This window comes from Rheinheimera nanhaiensis E407-8 (genome assembly GCF_000296695.1).
In the GTDB taxonomy this organism is placed as follows: domain Bacteria; phylum Pseudomonadota; class Gammaproteobacteria; order Enterobacterales; family Alteromonadaceae; genus Alishewanella; species Alishewanella nanhaiensis.
This window is the reverse complement of sequence record NZ_BAFK01000012.1, coordinates 23,513-44,132: the sequence shown is the minus strand read 5'-3', so window position 1 is coordinate 44,132 and position 20,620 is coordinate 23,513. Positions and strand designations below refer to the sequence as shown.

Here is a 20,620-nt window from a genome sequence, read left to right as displayed (position 1 = left end):
CGGCGAGCGTTAAATAACAGATTGATAAATGACCACCGCGGCCATGACGACTAAAAATACGGCAAAAGCGCGCTGTAGCTGTTGTTTGGGTAAGCGTTTACCCAGCGCTGAGCCGGCAAAGCTGCCGGCAATGCCGGCGCCAATCATTAAGCCGATGGTCGCCCAGTCAAACACGGCGCCCTGTGCCGCCATTACCCAATAGTATTTGCCAAAACCAACAAAAGACTTCATCGCAATTACCACCAGGCTGGTCGCCACGCCTACCGGCATACTTAAACCACCCAGCAGTACCAGCGCCGGTACGATTAAAAAGCCGCCGCCCACGCCAACAAAACCGGTGATGGCACCAACGGCCAAACCATCAATAACAATTTTTACCGGTTTAAAGGCTTTGCCATTGCCAAGTTCGCTTACCTTATTGCGCCACATCATCAGCGCAGCCACCAGCATCAGTATGGCAAATACCAACAATTGCCAGCGGGCATCCACTAAGGTGCCCAGCCAGGCACCACCATAGGTGCCCAGCATACCCGGTAAGCCAAACCACCCTACGTGACGCCAGCTGATTAAACGTTGTAAACCATTACGCACTGAACCAAACAGGCTGATAGCGGCGACTATCAGCAGTGACGAGGCAATGGCTAATTGGGGCGGCATGTGCAATAAATACAGCAGCACCGGTACGGTCAGAATAGAACCACCAGAGCCAAACAGCCCCAGACTTAACCCGATAACAATGGCACCCAGTAAGGCTAACATAATGACTTTACCTTATATAATAAAATGGAATATGCTTATAACCGTATTTGCATTCTAGTTTGGCTTTGGTTAAACTGCAATCAAAATTTAGCATATTCTAATGTAGTGCTGTATCAGACGGGGTGAGGTGAGTATGGTCGCAACTAAGGCAACGATAGAAATGTTTTTCGACAAGGACAGCTCTACCTTCAGCTACGTGGTAGCTGATGTCAGTAGCGGTATGGCTGCGGTGATCGATCCGGTGCTGGACTATGACGCCGCCGCAGGCCAGGTCAGCACTGCAGGGGCGGATACCATTCTGGCTTATCTTGCCGCGAATAAGTTAACGCTGCAGTGGATTTTAGAAACTCATGCCCATGCCGATCATTTATCTGCCGCGCATTACCTGAAAAACAAAACCGGCGCGCCGGTTGCCATCGGCGAGGGCATTAAAAAAGTACAGCAAACTTTTAAGCTGGTGTTTAACATTGGCGATGACGAGCTGCTGGCCAAAGGCGATTATTTCGACAAGCTGTTTGCCGACAATGAAACCTTTAGCATCGGCAGCCTTAAAGCCACAGTGATTAACACACCGGGCCACACCAACGACAGCGTCAGTTATTTGATTGCCGGCAATTTGTTTGTCGGCGACTCACTGTTTATGCCTGATGCCGGTACCGCCCGCTGTGATTTCCCCGGTGGCGATGCCCATGTGCTGTATCGCTCTATCCAGCGCATTTATCAGCTGCCCGATGACACGCAAATTTTTATGTGCCACGACTATCAGCCCAATGGCCGCGAGCTGAAGTACCAAACCAGCGTACTGGAACAAAAAACGCAGAATATTCATGTAAAAGCCGACACGCCAGAGCAGGAGTTTGTACAAAAGCGCGAAGCGCGCGATAAAACCCTGGCAGTACCGCGCTTAATTTACCCGGCGGTACAGGTGAATATTCGTGGCGGCCAGCTGCCTAAAGCTGAACAAAATGGCGTTAGCTATATCAAGATCCCACTAAAACCGCAGAGATAAAAAAAGGCCGATCAGGGGTTGGGGCGCTGACCGGCCGAATACAACAAGAGGTACTAAGCAATGTCGATGTTAAAACAGCACCGCCCTGTCTGCTTTGATATAACGCAATATTACGCCGCTTAGCCCACTGCTGTCAGAAACAAAATGTAAGCTTTTATATCGGCGATAACACTTTAGCGTGTTTCCAGTCTGGGGCATTCAACCGTAAGCTGGTAGACTGTCGCCAGATGTTTAGCTTGGGAGACAGCAGTGCGTTACCAGTGGATTTTATTCGATGCTGACGAAACCTTATTTCATTTCGATGCCTTTGCCGGCTTACAGTTAATGTTCTCCAGGCATGATTACCAGTTTGACAGCACTGAGTACGATTACTATCAGTCTATTAACCTGCCGCTGTGGCAGCAGTATCAGCAAGGCGAAATCAGCGCCAAGCAGCTGCAGATAAACCGTTTTACGCCCTGGGCGGCCAAGTTGAATACCAGCGCCTCAGCACTAAACAGTGCTTTTATGCAGGCGATGGCCGATATCTGCACCCCGCTGCCCGGCGCCACTGAGCTGATCACTGCCTTAAAAGGCCGGGTTAAGCTGGGTATTATTACTAATGGCTTTACCGAGCTGCAGCAAATACGGCTTCAGCGCACCGGCTTTGCCGAGGTATTTTCGCCGCTGGTGATTTCTGAACAAGTCGGCGTCGCCAAACCGCATATTGATATTTTTAACCATGCCTTTGCACTGATGGGTAACCCGCCGAAGCAACATATTTTAATGGTGGGTGATAACCCGCATGCCGATGTGCAGGGCGGCATTAACGCCGGTATCGACACCTGCTGGCTAAATCGCCACGCTGCGGCTCGGCCAGAGGGCATAGCACCGCATATCGAAGTTAGCTCGCTGGCACAGCTGCAGCAGTGGCTGCTGGGGTGAAGTAGATACCCTCACCGCAAAACCGGCCAGCTGAGCTAACTGCAGAGCTTTATTTAATCAGCTGGTATTGCTGCGCCACGGTATCGGTTTGCAGGCCAAAATGGCCCAGCACATAGGTGTAGCTGGCATTCTCGCCCCAGATACTGCTGCTGTGGATACCATATACCAGACAGCTGCCGGTGGCACAGACCACCTGATCGCTGTAACTTTTAATTGAATACACTCTCTGGCCAAAGCGGTTGCCGTATAAGCTATCTAAAAACGGGCTGGATACCGACAAACCGGCACTGCCGCAGGTAGCGTTCCATACATTGTACGGGTAGACACCACAACTTAATAAACCGCGAAACGCACCGGCAATACCAACAAAGCTGTTTACCTGTGACGCTATCGCCAGCTTATCAATTTGCTGCGCAGCCAGCGTGGCGCCCATCGAATGGCCTATCACATCTATCTTGCCGGTGCAGGAATTAGCCAACGCCTGTTGCAGTGCATTGCGTACCGGCGTTTCTTCACTGCCGTTGTGGTCATTGCAGGCAGCGCAGCTTTTCGAGCCCCAGTCCGGCCGGTAAATATCGCTGCTGCTATAGCCTTTAGTCAGTAAGTAGTTGTAAGTGTTGTTCCAGCTGGCCGGTGTGGCGGTATTGCCATGCACCAGCACTACCGCATCAACGCAGGCGGCCTGCAGCATCAGGCTACAGCTGGCAAAAAGGCTAAACAGGGTGGTAAGGGCAATATTCTTATAGTTATACATGGTGTTAGCTCCTGTTGGGTTGCAACAACAAGCTAAGCAACTGGCGAAAAATTCACCATAGCACTTTAGTGCTGAGACCTATGCCCTGTGCTTTTGTTTAAATTTAGTAAATTTAAAGTTGATTGACTGGGTGTTGTTAGCTAATTTAGCCGTCTACAGAAAAATGCAGTATGGAATAAACAGGCAGGGAGTCTATATGTTGAATTTCGAAAAGCTATGGTCAGATTTTCCAACCAAAAATGAGATCAAGGGAAGGTGCTTTAATAAACAGCAGCATAATTCGCAGCCTTTTAGCGATTACTGCGCGATTTTACTTAGCGAAGCTTTGATACGCTCCGGGGTTTCCACAGCAAGTTCCGGAGCGAACAAATGCTGGTCTCATGCAGGGATGAAACATATTTTACTGGCCGAGCAAATGGCAGACTGGTTGTTCAAAAGCAACATAAAGGGGCTTGGACAGCGAGAAAGCATTTTGCCTGCTGAATTTCAGGAAAAACTAGAAGGCCGTACCGGCATTATTTTTTTCAAAGATTATTGGACTCGGGGTAATGAGTCTTTTGCCAATCGAAGTGGAGATAATATCGATTTGTGGAACAAGGATCGGATAACCAGTTCTTCTATGTTTACGCGCAGCATTCTGGAGTTTTTCGGTCGGGTAAGTGACTTAAATCAGGCAAAAGAAATTTGGTTTTGGGAGGTGAAATAATCAGCCTATGAAAACACTGTTGGTATATACCGGCTTAACATTGTTGAATTTTATCGTATGCTTTTTTATTTTTAATTATTCCTTTAACCAACAGGCAACGCCGTTTTTAGTGGAAGAGCAGCGGGTTGAAAGCGGCCTATTGATGCTACAGACGACATTGCCTGCCTATCTGGTGTGGTCAGTGATAATTAGCTTAATGTTCTATTGGATTGCAAGGAAGCTAAAGAGCAATCGTTAACAAGTGATAAGTTTCTAAAACCAAAAGCCCGCTTGCGCGGGCTTGGTTTTTTAATGCTGCCAGGTTACCAGCCGCACTGCAGCCCTTTGTTTTGCTCATCTAAATAAGCTTGCAGCGGGGCGAAGTAATCCAGAATGGCAGTGGCGTCCATTTCCGGCTTGCCGGTGACTACCTCCAGTGCTTGCTGCCAGGGCTGGCTGGAACCCATTTCCAGCATCTGGTTAAGGTTGCTGCCGGCTTCTTTGCTGTTGTAAATCGAGCAGCGGTGCACGGCACCTTCGTTACCGGCGATATCACACAATGCCTTGTGGAACTGGAACTGCAAAATATGCGCTAAGAAATAGCGGGTATAAGGCACATTGCCCGGCACATGGTACTTGGCACCCGGGTCAAAATCGGCTTCAGTGCGGGCGATTGGCGCGGCTACGCCCTGGTACTTTTCACGCAATTGCCACCAGCTTTGGTTATATTGCTCCGGCGTGATCTGGCCGTTAAATACCTGCCAGCGCCACTGATCAACTAACAAACCAAAGGGCACGAAGGCAATTTTATCCATCGCCATTTTCAGCAGCAGGCCGATGTCTTTGCTTTCATCCGGCACCTTATCCAGCAGGCCAATTTGCTGCAGATAATCCGGTGTTACCGACAGGGCAATGGTATCGCCAATGGCTTCGTGGAAGCCGTCGTTAGCGCTTTCCTGATAATACACCGGCTGGTCTTTATAGGCGCGCTGATAGAAGTTATGCCCCAGCTCATGGTGAATAACCGAGAACTCTTCGCCGGTGCGCTGAATACACATTTTAATGCGTAAGTCGTCTTTGGCGTCTAAGTCCCAGGCCGAGGCATGGCACTCTACGTCGCGATCACGCGGTTTGGTAAATAGCGAACGCTGATAAAAGGTCTCCGGCAACGGCGCAAAACCTAACGAGGTAAAGAAGGCTTCGGCGCCTTTGACCATTTTTATTTCGTCATAGTTATGTTTGGCCAGTAGTTCGGTAACGTCATAACCGGGATCGGCATCTTGCGGGGCGACTAAATCATAAATATTGCCCCAGCTTTGTGCCCACATATTGCCCAGCAGATGCGCCGGGATCGGTTTATCCAGCGCCACTTTATCGGCGCCGTAGTGCGCAGATAACTTGCTGCGCACATGGCAATGCAAAGACTCATACAGCGGCTTTACCTGGCCCCAGACGCGGTCTAGCTCTTTGGCAAAGTCATCGGCCGGCATATCGTATTTAGAGCGCCACATGGCGCCGGTGTCGGCATAACCGAGTTCTCTGGCACCTTCATTGGTCAGTTCTATTAAGCGGCTGTACAGTGGCCGCATCGGTTTGCTGATTTCACGCCAGCCCTGCCACATCTCCAGTTGTTCGTCATAATCGCGGCTGCTGGCCATAATGGCCGACATTTCACCAAGCGATAAACAGCTGCCATCGGCTTTGCAATATTTACCTTTGCCGTACATGCCGCCCAGTTCTGCGACAATTTTTGCCATTTCGGCGGTTTTCGCTGCATCCTGTGGTGCCGGTAAGGTTAGCGCCAGTTTGAGTTTGTCCAGCTTGCGCCGGCTGTCGGCTGATAAGGCTACCTGATCAAATTTTGCCGCAGCGCTGGCCAGGTTGACCATTTCTACAGTGAGTTTTTCGTTAACATCGGCGGCTAACGAGGCGGTATCTTCGGTAATAAAGTTGGCATAAATCCATTCGGCGCGGTTGGACTCTTTATACAGCTGTACCAGCTTGGTCTCGGTTTCTGCTAAAAACGCCAGCGCATCAGCTTCAGTTAAGGCGCGCTGCTCCGCTTTGGCGGGCGTGGTGGCTTGCTGCTTTTCGCCACAGCCGGCCAGTAACAGCGCTGACCCTACTAAGGCGGCTGTCAGCGAAAGTTTAAAAGGTGTCATCGTGATCCCCTGTGAAGGTGTTATTGTAATTAGCGTTGCCAGTATAGTCAGTCTGTCGCGGGCAAGCCAGGCAGCCGGGTTTTAGTGCTGCTGCTTTTGCTGCAGCTGCCACATACGGGCGTACTCGCCGTTGGCGGCGAGTAACGCATCGTGTTTACCCTGTTCGGCCAGTTGGCCGTTTTTTAGCACAATAATAGTGTCGGCATCGGTAATGGTTGACAGCCGGTGGGCAATGACCAGGCTGGTGTGATTACGACTGACCTCGCGCATGGCGTGTAAAATGGCCTGCTCTGAGGCGGAGTCGAGCGCTGAGGTGGCCTCGTCAAATACCAATATCGGCGAGCCTTTAAGCATGGCACGGGCGATGGCGATACGCTGCTTTTCCCCGCCAGACACTTTTAAACCGCGCTCGCCTACTAAAGTAGCATCACCCTGTGGCAGGCTGTCGATAAAGTGGCGCAGGTGCGCCAGCTTAATCGCCTGATCAATCTCCGCCTCACTGGCATCAGGGCGGCCATAGCGGATATTGTCGCGGATGCTGCTGTTAAACAGCACCGTATCTTGCGGCACTATGGCAATGGCCTGGCGCAGGCTGTCCAGTGTCACCTTGCTGATGTCCTGGCCATCAATATAAATGGCACCGGCGCTAATGGGGTAAAAGCGATACAACAGCCGGGACAAGGTGCTTTTACCGGCCCCGCTGGCGCCGACCACGGCGACTTTGCTGCCGGCCGGCACAGTAAAACTGAGCTGGTGCAATATAGGCCGCGCGGGCTGATAGGCAAATGACACCTGCTCAAAGCGGATCTCGCCCTGAGTTAGCTGCAGCGGCCTGGCGCCCGGGGTATCGGTGATGGCAGGCTGGCGCTTAAGTAGCCCCAACATATTTTCTAAATCTGTTAAAGCACGGCGGATTTCGCGGTAAACAAAACCTAAAAAATTCAGCGGTAAAAACAGCTGGATCATATAGGCATTCACCATCACCAAATCGCCCAGCGTAAGCGCGTTATTCACCACTTCGTCAGCGGCCAGCCACATTAGCGCGGTAATGGCCGCGGCGATAATCAGCGCCTGGCCCGAGTTTAACGCCAGCAGGCTTAGGCGGTTTTTTAACCGGGCTTGCTCCCATTTGGCTAAAAAGCTGTCGTAGGTATTGGCTTCGTACTGCTCATTATTAAAGTATTTTACTGTCTCATAGTTCAACAGGCTGTCGATGGCACGGCTATTGGTGGTGTTATCGGCCTGGTTGGCTTCACGGGTATATTTATTACGCCACTCGGTAATCACCACCGTAAAAAAGATATAGATGCCCACTGCCAGCACGGTCACCAGTGAATACAGCGGGGAGAACAGGGCGGCGAAAATAACCGCGACGGCCAGAATTTCAAACAACGTCGGCGCGATATTAAACATTAAAAAGCGCATCAAAAAGCTTAAGCCATTGGTGCCACGCTCAATATCACGGCTGATGCCGCCGGTTTGGCGGTCCAGATGAAAGGCCAGCTCTAAGCTGTGCAGGTGCTGAAATACCCTGAGCCCGAGTTTACGCATTGCATGTTCGGTTACCCGGCCAAATAGTGCATCGCGCACTTCACCGAAAAACACCCCGGCAAAGCGCAGGCCGCCGTACAGCAGTAACAGCGCCACCGGCAGCACCAACAAGGCTTGCTGGCCGCCGTCCAGTGCATCGACAATGTATTTAAGCGCCACTGGCATTAACAGCACGGCGGCTTTGGCGCCAACCAGTGCCAGCAGCGCCAGCAGCACACGGTATTTAAACTGCCACAAATATGGCCATAGCATGGCCAGGGTTTGCTTCAGGCTGGTTGCCCCGGGGCGTTTGCTGGGCTCAGGTTGTTTCGCCGCAGAGCGCATACCGCGCATGGTTAATCCTTGAACTGGTATCAGGCGTAGGTGCAAAGGTACGCGGTATCAACGGCCACCTGCAACTGAAATTTGCTGTTGGCCGGCACGTCAAAGTGCTGGCCGCGGCTAAAGGTTTGCCAACCTGCTGCGCCGGGTAGCAATACCGTTAAGGCGCCGCTTATTACCGTCATCACTTCATGTTGGCTGGTGCTAAATTCATATTCGCCCGGTGCCATTACGCCAACGGTGGCAGGGAGTTGCTCACCGGCAAAGGCGATTGAGGCCACTTTGCCGTCAAAATACTGGTTTACTTTAAACATATGTCGCTCCGTTATGAATAAGGCTAACAGTAAAGCCCAATTAGGTGCTGAAAGGAATAGCCGTGTATAAATTTAGCTGTCTGGGTGGCTAAATAAAAGCGGCTATGTTGTAAAACAATCACTTGTATAACTGTAAATTTATTTGACGAATTTATGTCAAAAAAAACCTGACAATATTTAACCAAAGTTAATGAATCTGCCATAAAAGCGTTTTATATTCGACTGCCCTAAACAACACAGCACGATAACAATAACCCTAATAACAACTCCAAGGAGCAATAATGAAACTCAGGATGCTATCAGCAACCATCGCCATGTTACTGGCCCCGGCGGTATCGTCACAGGTATTTATCTCTGAATATGTTGAAGGTTCAGGTAACAACAAAGCATTAGAATTTTACAACCCCGGCAGCGATACCGTTAATTTAGCCGATTACCGTATCAACGTGTTTTTTAATGGCAGCAGCACTGCCGGCTTTAGCGTAGCATTAAACGGCCAACTGGCGCCCGGCGGTGTTTACGTATTTGCGTCAGCCAGCGCGGCGCCGGAACTGGTCGCCTTGGCCGATCAGACCACCAGCGCTGGCTTATGGAATGGCGACGATGCCATTACCCTAACCAAAAATGGCATAGTAGTAGACAGCATTGGCCAGGTAGGGTTTGACCCAGGCTCGGCCTGGGGCAGCGGCAGCATTACCACGGCGAATGATACGTTGCGCCGCGCAGCTGTAAGCTATGATACGGAACCCTTTGATACTTTTGAGCCAGCCGATCAATGGCTGGGGTTTGCCCAGGACGATTTTAGCGATATTGGCCTGTTTAACGGTGAGGGTGGTGGCCCGACTGATCCTGAACCGGATCCGGACCCGGTGCTAAGCTGTGGCGCTACCGCTACGCCGATTTCGGCCATTCAGGGGCCAGGCTTTGCCAGCCCGTTACTGGGCCAGACGGTGCAGGTAGAAGCTGTTGTCACCCAGACCTTACCGGGACTGCGTGGCTACACGATTCAGGCTGTTGGCACTGAACAAGATAACGATCCGGCCACCTCTGAAGGTGTGTTTGTTTATGTGAACAGCAGTAACCTAACGGTAGCAGAGGGCCAGCGCGTGCGTTTGTTGGCCACCGTTGCGGAATTTAATGGCCACACCCAGCTAACCAATATCAGTGCCAGCTTAGATTGTGGCAGCAGCGAACTGCCTGCACCGACGCCGCTGACTTTACCGGTAGCCAGTTTAGCTGAGCTGGAAGCCCATGAAGGCATGCTGGTACGCTTTGAGCAGGAGCTGACAGTAAACGATACCTTTACCCTTGGCCGGTTTGGCGAGTTAACCCTGGCCAATGGCCGACGGTATACACCAACACAAGTGGTTGCCCCAGGTGCCGAGGCTATTGCGCTGGCAGAGCAGCATGCGCTGAACAAAATTGTACTGGACGATGCCAGTACCCAGCAAAACCCGGCAGTGGTCCCTTACCCAACCGGCGGTTTGTCGGCCGCTAACACGGTACGCAGCGGCGATACGGTTATTAATTTAACCGGTACTTTGCATTACGGTTTTAATGAATACCGCATTATGCCCACACAGGCACCAAACTTTGTGTCGGCTAACCCCCGTACGGCTGCGCCGCAATTAGCCGCTGAGGGTAACGTTAAAGTGGCCAGCTTTAACGTGCTTAACTACTTCAATGGTGATGGTTTAGGTGGCGGTTTCCCAACCTCACGCGGCGCAGACAGTGCCGCCGAGTTTGAGCGCCAGCGCGCAAAAATTCTCTCTGCCATGGTGGCACTGGATGCCAGTGTGATAGGGCTGATGGAAATTGAAAACGATGGCTACGCCGACACCTCGGCGATTGCCGATCTGGTGGCCGGGTTACGCCAGGCCTCAGGCATTGATGGCTGGCAGTATGTAAGCGCGGCAGGCCCGGTAGGCAGTGACGAAATTGCGGTGGGGTTAATATACCGCAGCGATGTAGTGACGCCAGCTGGGGCATTACAAGTGCTGGATTCCAGCAATTCAGCCGTCGATGAGCAAGGCGTGGCTTTATTTGATGATAGCCGTAACCGGCCGATGCTGGCGCAGCAGTTCCGCCTGCTGGAGAACGATGCTGAATTTGCCGTGATGGTAAACCACTTAAAATCTAAAGGCTCTGGCTGCGGTGCGGCTGATCCTGATACCGGCGATGGCCAGGGTAACTGTAATTTAAGCCGTACCCGTGCTGCCCAGGCTATCGGTATCTTTGCCGCCGAGCATTTTGCCGATGTGCCGGCACTGGTGATTGGTGACTTAAACGCCTATGCCAAAGAAGATCCTATTACCACGCTGGCACAAGCCGGTTATCAGAACGTGTTCGAGGTACTGGGCAAGGTACCCAGCCATGGCTACGTGTTCTCCGGTTTATCGGGTTCACTCGATCATGCACTGCTAAACGATCTGGCGGTAGAGTATCTGGCTGATGCGGCTAAGTGGAACATCAATGCCGATGAGCCAATAGCACTGGATTACAATGTCGAGTTTAAATCGCCACAGCAGCAGCTGGATTTCTACGCGCCGGATGCGTACCGCTCATCGGATCACGACCCGGTGATCGTAGCACTTAACTTACCTGCGGTTATTCCGCCACTGGATGTCAGCCTGGAGCTACTGCGTACTGTCAGGTCGCGCTTTGGTATGAGCCTGGTGCAATTGCGCTGGAGTGGTGACGCCGCTGGCTTGACGCTGTATCGCGATGATGTGGCAGTAAGAGATTTAAACCCGTCAGGCCGGGTAAACGACAACTTCCGCTCCATGGCCGATAGCGTGACGTACAAGATCTGCCAGCCAGCGACCGGTAGTTGCTCGCCAGAGTTGGTGGTGCAGTTTGACTAAGCAAAACTAAGCCAATAAAAAACGCCGGCATTATTAGCCGGCGTTTTTGTTTGTGTTGCTTGATGTCGGTATTGCGCTTAAGCGGCTTTTACCTTCTTGCTGCCAACGACGGCACCGGCACCTTGCTGCGGTAAACTTTTGTCTGCGGCCAGGTACTCAGGCTCGAAGTCGTCGACATTAATAGCAAACAGGCGGCCTTGCTCTGCGGTGCGCAGTTGCTCAGCTTCAGCTTCAGTAATGGCTTTTAACTGCAAGCCCAACTCCGCCACCTCATTCAGGCGGTAAAACGGTAAGCGTTTTCCGGCGGCATGGGCCACTTTATCAAAGATAGGCTCTGCGGCGAGGATATCAGCTAACGCCTGCTCCATTAAGCCTAACTGGTTTAATGGCTCGTTTTTCAGGTACAGGAAGTGGCCCAGACGGTTACGCGCCTCCCCCGGAGTTTGCATAATGCGGGCAACTTTGTGCTCGACCACGTCAGAGGCTTTACGTAAGGTGCGGCCCCACGGGAACACGATACGTTTTAATACGACACCGATTGCGCGGTTCGGGAAATTATCAAATAACTCATTTAACGCCAGCTGGGCTTTGGCCAGGTTGTCTTCACAGGCCCACTGTACCAGCGGTAAATCTTCCGCTTTACGGCCTTCATCGTTATACCGCTTTAACACCGCTGACGTTAAGTACAACATACTTAAAATATCACCCAGACGGGCCGAAATCCGCTCGCGACGTTTTAAATCACCGCCCAGTGTGCCCATGGCCACGTCTGACATCAGTGCTAAGGCTGCACTGAAGCGGTTCATTTGCTTGTAGTACTTAGCGGTGGCATCGGCAAAAGGTGCGCTGCTAAAGGCACCACCGGTGAACGATAACCAGAAGGTACGGAAGAAGTTACTGATAGCAAAGCCGATATGGCCAAACAGCGCTTTATCAAAAGCGGTGACTGCTGCGCCCTGATCGTCTAACTGGGCTGCCTGTAGCTCAGCCAGTACATACGGATGGCAGCGGATAGCCCCCTGACCATAAATAATCATGTTACGGGTCAGAATGTTAGCGCCCTCTACCGTGATGGCAACAGGCGCACCCTGATAGCCACGGGCCAGGTAGTTGTTCGGGCCCATACAAATGCCTTTACCACCGTGTACGTCCATCGCGTCAATAATGGCCTGGCGCATCCGCTCGGTCATATGGTATTTGGTAATGGCAGAAATAACGGATGGCTTTTCACCTAAATCAATTGAGCCCACCGACATGGTGGTAGAGGCATCAGCCATATAGGCATAACCACCGATACGTGCCATCGCTTCTTCGACGCCTTCCATTTTACCAATTGGCAGTTTGAACTGGCGGCGAATACGGGCATAGGCACCTGTAGCCATCGCCACGGCTTTAATACCACCGGTACTGTTTGATGGCAGGGTAATAGCACGGCCTACCGACAGACACTCAACCAGCATGCGCCAGCCCTGACCGGCCATTTTGGCACCACCGATAATGTAATCCAGCGGCACAAAGATATTCTCGCCCTGAGTCGGACCATTTTGAAACGGCACGTTCAGCGGGAAGTGACGACGGCCAATTTTAACGCCCGGTGTAGTAACCGGAATAAGGGCACAGGTAATACCCAGCTCTTCTTTATCACCGAGTAATTTTTCCGGATCATACAGTTTAAAGGCTAAACCCAGCACCGTAGCAATCGGCGCCAGCGTGATGTAACGCTTGTTCCAGGTCAGGCGCATACCAATCACTTCTTTGCCTTCCCACTCGCCCTTACAAATAACACCAGTGTCCGGAATAGCACCGGCGTCAGAGCCTGCTTCCGGGCTGGTTAGCGCAAAGCACGGTACTTCCAGGCCCTTGGCCAGGCGGGGTAAATAGTGGTTTTTCTGCTCGTCAGTACCATAGTGCTGTAGCAGCTCGCCCGGGCCTAACGAGTTAGGTACACCGACGATGCTTGATAACACCATACTTTTACTGGTTAATTTTTGCAGTACACAAGATTGGGCATAAGCGGAAAACTCCAGACCACCGTATTCTTTTTTGATGATCATGGCAAAGAAGCCTTTATCTTTCAGGTACTGATAGACCTCGGGCGCCAGGTCAGCACGCTCGTGCGTGGTGTGCCAGTCGTCTACCATCGCCAGCAGCTCTTCTACCGGGCCATCTAAAAAGGCTTGCTCTTCTGCGCTTAAGCGTGGCGCCGGGAAGTTGTGCATCTTATGCCAGTCCGGGTTGCCACGGAATAAATCGGCTTCCCACCAGGTGGTGCCGGCATCGATGGCTTCTTTTTCGGTGCTGGACATCTCCGGCATGATCTTGCGGTACACGTTAAGCAGCGGTTTGGTCAGATATTGCTGGCGGATACCGGCAATATTTAACGGTAGGGCTATCACTAAAAACACCAGCCAGGCTAACGTGCCTGCAACATTAAAAGCACTGCCCAGCGCCAGTATTACCGCAATGGCGGCAGTAAACATGGTTAGGCTGGCGCGGTTATACGCCAGTACACCAATAGCGGCGATAAGCACCGCACAGAGAATTAACACTTCCATCTTTTGCTCCTGATAAGAGGTCTGACCACTACCTGGCTAGAGTAGAACGCTTTAGCAAAAGTTGCAAGCCTTTGCTGGCTTTGACCGGCAAAGTGATTGTCAACTTAAGTTGCAACGTTACGACCTGTACGTCTAAGCATAGCCGTTAGGCTCAGTTTTGGCCGGTAAAATAGCGTAAATCGCTGTAAAACGGGGGGATAGACTGCCAGATATCCTGGCAGTCTGACTGAGGGTGTTAGTTTGCCGGCGCTGGCGGCGGGTCTTGTGTGAAGTCCAGTTTGTGCAGCTGCACATCAAATTGCTCGACGTTATCTTCGCCCCGCCACAGCCGCACCAGCATGTAATCCAGTTCGGGCGCCACCCAGGCGTAGATTTGTTTATCGCTGTTTTGCTCAATACGGGCGATGCGCAGCGTGTTAATGCGGCCGTAAGGTAAGGGTAATATTTCTTCGGCCACCACTTTGTAATGGTACATCTTGGCGTTGCCATTACGGTTTAACACCTTATAGTGAAACTCGGTTTTACCGGCTTTGAGATCCAATACCAGTTGCAACTGGTAGCTGAGTTGATCCAGCCAGTCGTCCTGCCAGCTAACCTGTTTAACGGTGCGCTTTTTACCTTCGCTCAGCGTTTTTTCCACCGGGTCCAGGTTAAGCTCGTAATAGCGGTTAGGCCCGGTGCCAGAGCGTTGCAGTACGTAACGCTCTGGCTGAATACGGCCATCCTGCAGGCTAAAATCGGAGGTTTCCTGGCGTTTGTCGGTGAAAATCATCCAGCTGATATCGCTGCTGTAGCCCAGCTGATAACCTTGTTCAGTCAGCTTTAAATAACGCTGGGCAGTACCATGCTGTTTGCCGGCACGGTAAACGGCGTAATCCGCTTTAAAACTGGCCAGTGCCGGGGGGGCGGCTTGTATCGGGGTTTCGGCTTTTAATAGCGGGCTTAGCAGAGCGCCCAACAAGAGTGCGGGCGCCCAGCGGCGGTGTTTAGTCTTCATCTTCATTGGCATAACCGTTGGCAGCTAATACATTGCCATCCAACGATGCCTTATCTGCATGCTGTTGTAAACGGTTTTGACAAAACCAGCGCACTACCAGCGGGTAAACCCGGTGTTCCTGCTCGTGCACGCGCTCGGCCAGGCTTTGGGCGTCATCATCGCTGAACACCGGCACCTTGGCTTGCAAAATCACCGGGCCGCCATCCAACTGCTCGGTAACAAAGTGGACGCTGCAGCCATGCTCGGTATCGCCTGCATCAATAGCACGCTGATGGGTGTTTAAGCCCTGGTATTTGGGTAACAATGAAGGGTGAATATTCAGCAGCCGGCCCTGATAATGTTGCACAAAGGCCGGTGTCAAAATGCGCATAAAGCCGGCCAGTACCACCAGATCAGGCTGATGCTGGTCAATGGCATCTATCAGCGCATTATCATAAGCCTCGCGGCTGCTGTGGTGTTTGTGGCTTAACACCTGGGTGCTGATGCCCGCTTCACTGGCGCGCACCAAACCATAGGCATTGGCTTTGTTAGCGATAACAGCACTGATTTTGCCCGGGACAAAACCGCTGCTGCAGGCATCAATTAAGGCCTGCAGGTTAGAGCCACTGCCGGAAATCAGCACAACGATAGATTTCATCAGCAGCCTTATTCGTTAATGATGACCAGCTCGTCACCAGCGGCAGCAGCATGAATTTCACCCAAGTGCCAGGCGGTTTCACCGGCTGCAGTTAACAAGCTCAGTGCTTGCTGCAGTTTGTCTTGCGGTACTACTACTATCATGCCGACACCACAGTTAAAAGTGCGGTACATTTCATGCCGGCTGATATTACCCTGCTGCTGCAACCAGTTGAAAATAGCCGGCCACTGCCAGCTGGTACCGTCAATGACTGCTTTGGTATTGTCAGGCAATACGCGGGGAATATTTTCCCAAAAACCACCACCGGTGATATGACACAGTGCATGTACCGGCAGCTGTTTGAACAGCTGAAGCAGGTTTTTCACATAAATGCGGGTAGGCTCCAGCAAATGGTCGGCCAGGGTTTTACCTTCCAACAAGGTATCAGGGCGTTGACCACTGACTTCCAGCACTTTGCGGATCAGTGAAAAGCCATTAGAGTGCGGGCCGGAAGAGGCCAGTGCAATCAGCTGATCGCCCGGTTTTACCTTGCTGCCATCGATAATGTCGGCTTTTTCGACCACGCCCACGCAAAAACCGGCGATGTCATAATCTTCACCGTGATACATGCCGGGCATCTCTGCTGTTTCGCCGCCCACCAGCGAGCAGCCAGACTGATAACAGCCTTCGGCAATGCCATTCACTACTGCAGACGCTGTGTCAACATCCAGCTTGCCGGTGGCATAGTAATCGAGGAAAAACAGTGGCTCAGCACCTTGTACCACTAAGTCGTTCACGCACATGGCGACCAGATCAATACCGACACCGTCGTGGCGTTTTAAATCCATCGCCAGGCGCAGCTTAGTGCCGACACCATCAGTACCTGACACCAACACCGGCTCTTTATAACCGGCCGGGATCTGACATAAAGCACCAAAGCCGCCTAAGCCGCCCATCACCTCTGGGCGCCGCGTGCGTTTTACTGCGCCTTTAATACGCTCGACCAGCGCATTGCCTGCGTCTATGTCAACTCCGGCGTCTTTGTAGCTTAATGATGTTTTCTGCTCGCTCACGGCTATCCTCGAATGGCTAAAGTGGAAAGGCTAAAAGTGGCGGCATTTTACCTGCTTAACGCCGCCGACAAAAGCCTTACTGCATAGCATTTGCCATGGCTTGTTTTACATAGTCGTATAGGCTAATGCTATTGTCGCGGGTAATTTTATGATAACAGACTGATGCAAAAGGAAATTCTTTATCCTGAAATTGCACGTACACAAAGGGCGCGTCACTGTCGGCCTGATTAAGCTGCCAGTGTCCGCCAACGTTAGCGATAAAGAGTTGGCCAACATAGGCACCAATGATATTGCACAGCGTAAACACCAGCTCGGCGCTGTGGCGCTGTTGCTGTTCGCGCTGGTGCAAGCTGCTCAGCAAGGTATCGACCTGATGTAAGCTGTCAATACTATTATCCAGTTGCAGCTGATGCTCGTCTTGCGCGTAGTGAACGGCGTCTGTGGCAGAGCCCTGCATCAGGTTGGCCAGCTCTTGGGGTGACATAGATGGTTGCATAAAAGCCTCAGGTTTTTTGATGGGCGGCCAGAATAAGCTGACGCAGCTGTTTACTGCCGGGGCCCAGGGTTTCTTCTTTTGGCGTCACCAGCGAAATGGCGGCAATGCGCTCGCTGCTGTGCTTTAAGTTTATTTGTACCAGCTGACCGGCGGCGAGGGCATCGTTAACCAGAAAATCCGGCAACCAGCAAAAGCCCAGCCCCAGCTGCAGTATTTCTATCGCTTCAGCAAAGTTATCCACCGTCCAGCGCTGTTCAGCACGCAACCAGCCGGCATTTTCCTGTGGCTTTTGCGCCGTGTCGCGGATCACCAGCTGCAAATGCTGGCTTAGCTCATTCTGATCAATCTCGCCTGCGCCGGCCAGGCTGTTACTGGCGCTGGTAACCGGAATAAAGCGGGTAACACAAAGCGGTTCACCCAGGAAGCCTTTGGGAATTACCGCAGCGGCGGCGATGACTAAATCGGCCTTTTTCTGCTGGATAATCTCTGCACTGCCGGTAATGACGCTGTCAATCAGCTGAATACGACTGCCGCGGCTTAGCGGATAAAACGCTGCCAAGGCCTGATTTAAAAACGTTCTTGGGTAGGCCAGCTCTACCGCAATACGGATCTCCGGCTCCCAGCCCTGGTTAATATTCGAGGCCAGCAGCTCCAAGTCTTCAACCTGTTGGGTCAGCAGGCGGGAGCGGCGCAGCATCACTTCACCGGCTTCGGTTAAATAGGCTTTACGGCCACGTACTTCGAGTAATTCTACCCCCAGCTGCGATTGCAATTTTGCCACCGCATGGTTCAGTGACGACTGGCTTTTATTTAGTACATCGGCTGCCTGAGCGTAGCCACCGGCGTCTACCACTGCCTGCAAAATGCGCCATTGTTCTAAGGTTGAGCGAGGGCGGTAAGGCATAGTGGTGTCAGCACTCCGGCAGGGTTAGTTATTGGCGATAATCACGGCCCTAAGTGGCGCCGGGTAGCCTTCGATGGTTTTACTATGATCAGTTGCATCAAGAAAATCAATTAAACTTTCATTGTCCATCCAGTCGGTTTTGCGCTGCTCCGCCAGGCTGGTTTGGTTTAAGTCGACCAAGCGCACCTGACTAAAGCCCAGGCGTGACAGCCAATGGGTTAGTGCTGCAACGCTGGGAATAAACCAGACATTACGCATTTTGGCATAGCGCTCGCCAGGCACCAGCACGGTATGCTCGTCGCCTTCCACCACCAGGGTTTCCAGGATTAACTCACCGCCTGGGCGCAGCTGGTTCTTTAGCTGTTGTAAGAAATCCAGCGGCGAGCGGCGGTGATACAATACGCCCATGGAAAATACCGTATCAAACTGTTTTAGTGGCGGCATCTCGTCAATACCAATGGGGATAAGGTTAACTGCCGGGTCTGGGTTAAAATGCTTGATGGCCTGAAACTGGGCGTAAAAGAGTTGTGACGGATCTATCCCCACGACAAAGTCGGCCCCTTCACCGCGCATACGCCACAGGTGATAACCACTGCCACAGCCGACATCCAGCACTGTGCGGCCTTTCAGCGCGCTGATATGCGGCAGTACCCTGTGCCATTTAAAGTCAGAGCGCCACTCGGTATCGATCTCAATGCCGTGAATGTTAAAAGGGCCTTTACGCCAGGGTTTAAGCTGTTGCAGCAAATAACGGATTTGCTGTGCCTGACCGGCGCTAATGTCCTCTGCCGTACCAAATTGTACCTGTTGCTTTAATTCAATCTGGCTGGCGCTGGTTGGTGGCAGGTTGGTAATGACTTTTTGCCACTGTTTAAAGTCACCGTGCAGCGCCTCTTTACTCCAATTGGCCAGCTGAGCCGGCAGGGTTTCCAGCCAGCGGTGTAATTTATTTTGCGCCAGTTGGGCGTAAAACGCTGAGAAATCGAGCATAGTTGACCTTATTTAATCGCGACCATTGAGCAAAAATTAAAGCACTGAAACCACAGTGTCTGACTGGAGAAACCGGCTTGGGCCAGGCGCTGTTGGTGCTCGGCTAAGGTGTCGGGTTTCATCACATTTTCCAGTGCGCTGCGTTTTTGGCTGATCTCCAGCTCGCTGTAGCCATTGGCGCGTTTAAAATCGTGGTGTAAGTCGATGAGTAAATCGTTGGCGGTGTTATCGTGGCTGATAAACTTCTCCGACAAAATCAACACACCGCCGGGTTTTAGTCCCTGGTATACGCGTGTTATCAGCGCGGCGCGATCGGCCTTAGGTAAAAACTGTAAGGTAAAATTAATTACCACCACTGCGGCCTGCTCGATGCTTTGCTGGCGGATATCGGCCAGTAACACCTGCACCGGCACTTGCGAGCGAAAGGCCTGTAAGTGACGCTCACAGCGCTCTACCATGGCGCTGCTGTTATCCACGGCAATAATACGGCAGTTAGCCGCGCTGATATTACGCCGCATTGCTAACGTTGCGGCACCTAATGAGCAGCCGAGATCATAATACTGGCTGTCAGCTTGCTGAAAGCGGGCAGTAAGTTTGCCAATCGTTTGAATAATAGTCTGATAACCGGGTACAGAGCGCTGGATCATGTCAGGAAAGACGTCAGCTACCTGATCGTCAAAACGAAAATCCTGTACCTGTGCCAGTGGCTCGGCAAATATCTGATCTTTTTGCATACAAGCGTTACTACCGTAAAAAGTGGCGCGAAAAATGTGGCGCTTAGTTTAGCCTAAAAGCGCCCGACACTACAGCAGGCTGTATTGCTGCTCGCCCGGCCACGGCGCCAGGCAAGGGTGTGGATAGCCCAAATCGGTGGCAAACTGCCGGCATAGCTGCGGTGCTAGGGTGTTGTCTGGTGTGTGAAAAAAGCAAAACGGTGTTTTACCCATCTTAAGCCACTGGGTAATTTTGCCAAGCCAGGGCTGATAAAACTGCCGGTTTAATGCCATGTCGTCACTGCCGATAAAGCGCAGCATGGGTGTGTCGCTAAAGCTGATGGCATGCACCGCGACCCGCGGCTTTTTCGCCTGCGCATCAACCAGGGCGGGTGTGGTTGGCGGCACTGCAAACAGCGCCCGGCTGTCTATCACCACCCGCTCAGCGCCATAGTGCTGCAGCATCTTATGCAGAGCAACTTCGTGCTGGCCTTTGTCAAAATAGGCCGGGTGGCGCACTTCAACCGCACAGCGATAGTGCTGGCTTATTTGCTGCACCATGCTACTTAGGCGTGGTAGCGTATCGGGCCCCAAATGGGCCGGTAATTGCAGATGCACCAAGGCCAGTTTGTGTGCCAGTGGCGACAGCAGCGCTAACCAGGCGGTCAGCTGCGACAGGTCAGCTTGCTGTTGATGGCTTAAGCGCTGCGGCACCTTTAACACAAAGCGGTAATCGTCCGGTGTGTCGTGTTGCCAACGTGTCAGGGTTTCAGTTGAGGGATCAGCATAGAAACTGGTATTGCCCTCAGCCGTGTTAAAGAAACGCGCATACTGGGCCAGATACTGCACTGCCGGCTGATCTTTTGGATATATTGAATTTTTCCAGGCCGGATTGGCCCACACCGGGCAACCAAGATACAACATGCTGGCTTG

The 20,620-nt window shown here is 52.0% G+C and carries 18 protein-coding genes; 4 read left to right on the top strand and 14 right to left on the bottom strand.

What is annotated here, in order from left to right:
* Window positions 1–9 precede the first annotated feature (9 nt).
* Entirely contained in the window at window positions 10–759 is a 750-nt protein-coding gene (locus tag RNAN_RS11125; RefSeq protein ID WP_008221802.1) for a sulfite exporter TauE/SafE family protein, read from the bottom strand.
* Between the two features lie 133 nt (window positions 760–892).
* On the opposite strand from RNAN_RS11125, the gene RNAN_RS11120 reads away from it, so the two are divergent.
* Together RNAN_RS11120 and yjjG are read left to right on the top strand one after the other, a co-directional pair.
* Complete coding sequence (locus tag RNAN_RS11120; RefSeq protein WP_040552035.1) at window positions 893–1,768, top strand: MBL fold metallo-hydrolase; 876 nt, start codon at window positions 893–895, stop codon at window positions 1,766–1,768.
* Between the two features lie 249 nt (window positions 1,769–2,017).
* Window positions 2,018–2,692, top strand: a complete 675-nt coding sequence (yjjG, locus tag RNAN_RS11115; RefSeq protein ID WP_008221796.1) for a pyrimidine 5'-nucleotidase — start codon at window positions 2,018–2,020, stop codon at window positions 2,690–2,692.
* A gap of 49 nt (window positions 2,693–2,741) precedes the next feature.
* Here yjjG and RNAN_RS11110 read toward each other — a convergent pair whose 3' ends face one another.
* Entirely contained in the window at window positions 2,742–3,446 is a 705-nt protein-coding gene (locus tag RNAN_RS11110; protein ID WP_008221794.1) for an alpha/beta fold hydrolase, read from the bottom strand.
* A 196-nt stretch (window positions 3,447–3,642) separates the two neighbouring features.
* Here RNAN_RS11110 and RNAN_RS11105 point away from each other — a divergent pair, with 196 nt between their 5' ends.
* On the top strand, window positions 3,643–4,152 hold the full coding sequence (locus RNAN_RS11105; protein WP_040552045.1) for a type VI secretion system amidase effector protein Tae4: 510 nt from the start codon (window positions 3,643–3,645) through the stop codon (window positions 4,150–4,152).
* 302 nt (window positions 4,153–4,454) lie between these two features.
* Here RNAN_RS11105 and RNAN_RS11095 read toward each other — a convergent pair whose 3' ends face one another.
* From RNAN_RS11095 to ppnP, 3 genes are all read right to left on the bottom strand, one after another.
* Window positions 4,455–6,293, bottom strand: coding sequence for a M2 family metallopeptidase (locus RNAN_RS11095; RefSeq protein WP_008221788.1), 1,839 nt, complete (start codon window positions 6,291–6,293; stop codon window positions 4,455–4,457).
* Between the two features lie 81 nt (window positions 6,294–6,374).
* The gene (locus RNAN_RS11090) at window positions 6,375–8,168 is read right to left on the bottom strand and encodes an ABCB family ABC transporter ATP-binding protein/permease (RefSeq protein WP_202802297.1); all 1,794 of its coding nucleotides are present in this window, start codon (window positions 8,166–8,168) and stop codon (window positions 6,375–6,377) included.
* Window positions 8,169–8,197: 29 nt separating this feature from the next.
* Window positions 8,198–8,479 (bottom strand): pyrimidine/purine nucleoside phosphorylase, encoded by a 282-nt coding sequence (gene ppnP, locus RNAN_RS11085; RefSeq protein WP_008221784.1) that lies wholly within the window; start codon window positions 8,477–8,479, stop codon window positions 8,198–8,200.
* 281 nt (window positions 8,480–8,760) lie between these two features.
* Here ppnP and RNAN_RS11080 point away from each other — a divergent pair, with 281 nt between their 5' ends.
* Window positions 8,761–11,343, top strand: a complete 2,583-nt coding sequence (locus RNAN_RS11080) for an ExeM/NucH family extracellular endonuclease (RefSeq protein WP_008221782.1) — start codon at window positions 8,761–8,763, stop codon at window positions 11,341–11,343.
* A gap of 77 nt (window positions 11,344–11,420) precedes the next feature.
* Here the strand turns inward: RNAN_RS11080 and fadE are convergent, their stop codons facing one another.
* The 9 genes from fadE to RNAN_RS11035 all read right to left on the bottom strand — a co-directional run bounded on the left by fadE (window position 11,421) and on the right by RNAN_RS11035 (window position 20,611).
* On the bottom strand, window positions 11,421–13,898 hold the full coding sequence (gene fadE / locus RNAN_RS11075) for an acyl-CoA dehydrogenase FadE (RefSeq protein WP_008221780.1): 2,478 nt from the start codon (window positions 13,896–13,898) through the stop codon (window positions 11,421–11,423).
* A gap of 235 nt (window positions 13,899–14,133) precedes the next feature.
* Window positions 14,134–14,901 carry a DUF3108 domain-containing protein gene (locus RNAN_RS11070; protein WP_237739912.1) on the bottom strand — a complete coding sequence of 256 codons (768 nt, stop codon included), beginning with the start codon at window positions 14,899–14,901 and terminating at the stop codon, window positions 14,134–14,136.
* Window positions 14,885–15,532, bottom strand: a complete 648-nt coding sequence (purN, locus tag RNAN_RS11065; protein WP_008221776.1) for a phosphoribosylglycinamide formyltransferase — start codon at window positions 15,530–15,532, stop codon at window positions 14,885–14,887. The genes RNAN_RS11070 and purN overlap by 17 nt, the downstream gene beginning before the upstream one ends.
* Window positions 15,533–15,540: 8 nt before the next feature.
* Complete coding sequence (gene purM, locus RNAN_RS11060; RefSeq protein ID WP_008221775.1) at window positions 15,541–16,584, bottom strand: phosphoribosylformylglycinamidine cyclo-ligase; 1,044 nt, start codon at window positions 16,582–16,584, stop codon at window positions 15,541–15,543.
* A gap of 76 nt (window positions 16,585–16,660) precedes the next feature.
* Complete coding sequence (locus RNAN_RS11055) at window positions 16,661–17,080, bottom strand: hypothetical protein (protein WP_237739911.1); 420 nt, start codon at window positions 17,078–17,080, stop codon at window positions 16,661–16,663.
* 7 nt (window positions 17,081–17,087) lie between these two features.
* Window positions 17,088–17,984, bottom strand: coding sequence for a LysR family transcriptional regulator (locus RNAN_RS11050; RefSeq protein ID WP_008221771.1), 897 nt, complete (start codon window positions 17,982–17,984; stop codon window positions 17,088–17,090).
* Window positions 17,985–18,008: 24 nt separating this feature from the next.
* Entirely contained in the window at window positions 18,009–18,974 is a 966-nt protein-coding gene (gene cmoB, locus RNAN_RS11045; protein WP_008221769.1) for a tRNA 5-methoxyuridine(34)/uridine 5-oxyacetic acid(34) synthase CmoB, read from the bottom strand.
* 8 nt (window positions 18,975–18,982) lie between these two features.
* Window positions 18,983–19,708, bottom strand: coding sequence for a carboxy-S-adenosyl-L-methionine synthase CmoA (gene cmoA / locus RNAN_RS11040; protein ID WP_008221766.1), 726 nt, complete (start codon window positions 19,706–19,708; stop codon window positions 18,983–18,985).
* Between the two features lie 69 nt (window positions 19,709–19,777).
* On the bottom strand, window positions 19,778–20,611 hold the full coding sequence (locus tag RNAN_RS11035) for a DUF72 domain-containing protein (RefSeq protein ID WP_008221765.1): 834 nt from the start codon (window positions 20,609–20,611) through the stop codon (window positions 19,778–19,780).
* Between the last annotated feature and the right edge of the window lie 9 nt (window positions 20,612–20,620).

Excerpts from the sequence above, each read along its gene's own strand:
- RNAN_RS11125 (WP_008221802.1), bottom strand. The coding sequence starts at position 759 with ATGTTAGCCTTACTGGGTGCCATTGTTATCGGGTTAAGTCTGGGGCTG.
- RNAN_RS11120 (WP_040552035.1), top strand. The coding sequence starts at position 893 with ATGGTCGCAACTAAGGCAACGATAGAAATGTTTTTCGACAAGGACAGC.
- RNAN_RS11110 (WP_008221794.1), bottom strand. The coding sequence starts at position 3,446 with ATGTATAACTATAAGAATATTGCCCTTACCACCCTGTTTAGCCTTTTT.
- RNAN_RS11105 (WP_040552045.1), top strand. The coding sequence starts at position 3,643 with ATGTTGAATTTCGAAAAGCTATGGTCAGATTTTCCAACCAAAAATGAG.
- RNAN_RS11095 (WP_008221788.1), bottom strand. The coding sequence starts at position 6,293 with ATGACACCTTTTAAACTTTCGCTGACAGCCGCCTTAGTAGGGTCAGCG.
- RNAN_RS11090 (WP_202802297.1), bottom strand. The coding sequence starts at position 8,168 with ATGCGCTCTGCGGCGAAACAACCTGAGCCCAGCAAACGCCCCGGGGCA.
- ppnP (WP_008221784.1), bottom strand. The coding sequence starts at position 8,479 with ATGTTTAAAGTAAACCAGTATTTTGACGGCAAAGTGGCCTCAATCGCC.
- RNAN_RS11080 (WP_008221782.1), top strand. The coding sequence starts at position 8,761 with ATGAAACTCAGGATGCTATCAGCAACCATCGCCATGTTACTGGCCCCG.
- fadE (WP_008221780.1), bottom strand. The coding sequence starts at position 13,898 with ATGGAAGTGTTAATTCTCTGTGCGGTGCTTATCGCCGCTATTGGTGTA.
- RNAN_RS11070 (WP_237739912.1), bottom strand. The coding sequence starts at position 14,901 with ATGAAGATGAAGACTAAACACCGCCGCTGGGCGCCCGCACTCTTGTTG.
- purN (WP_008221776.1), bottom strand. The coding sequence starts at position 15,532 with ATGAAATCTATCGTTGTGCTGATTTCCGGCAGTGGCTCTAACCTGCAG.
- RNAN_RS11055 (WP_237739911.1), bottom strand. The coding sequence starts at position 17,080 with ATGCAACCATCTATGTCACCCCAAGAGCTGGCCAACCTGATGCAGGGC.
- RNAN_RS11050 (WP_008221771.1), bottom strand. The coding sequence starts at position 17,984 with ATGCCTTACCGCCCTCGCTCAACCTTAGAACAATGGCGCATTTTGCAG.
- cmoB (WP_008221769.1), bottom strand. The coding sequence starts at position 18,974 with ATGCTCGATTTCTCAGCGTTTTACGCCCAACTGGCGCAAAATAAATTA.
- cmoA (WP_008221766.1), bottom strand. The coding sequence starts at position 19,708 with ATGCAAAAAGATCAGATATTTGCCGAGCCACTGGCACAGGTACAGGAT.
- RNAN_RS11035 (WP_008221765.1), bottom strand. The coding sequence starts at position 20,611 with ATGTTGTATCTTGGTTGCCCGGTGTGGGCCAATCCGGCCTGGAAAAAT.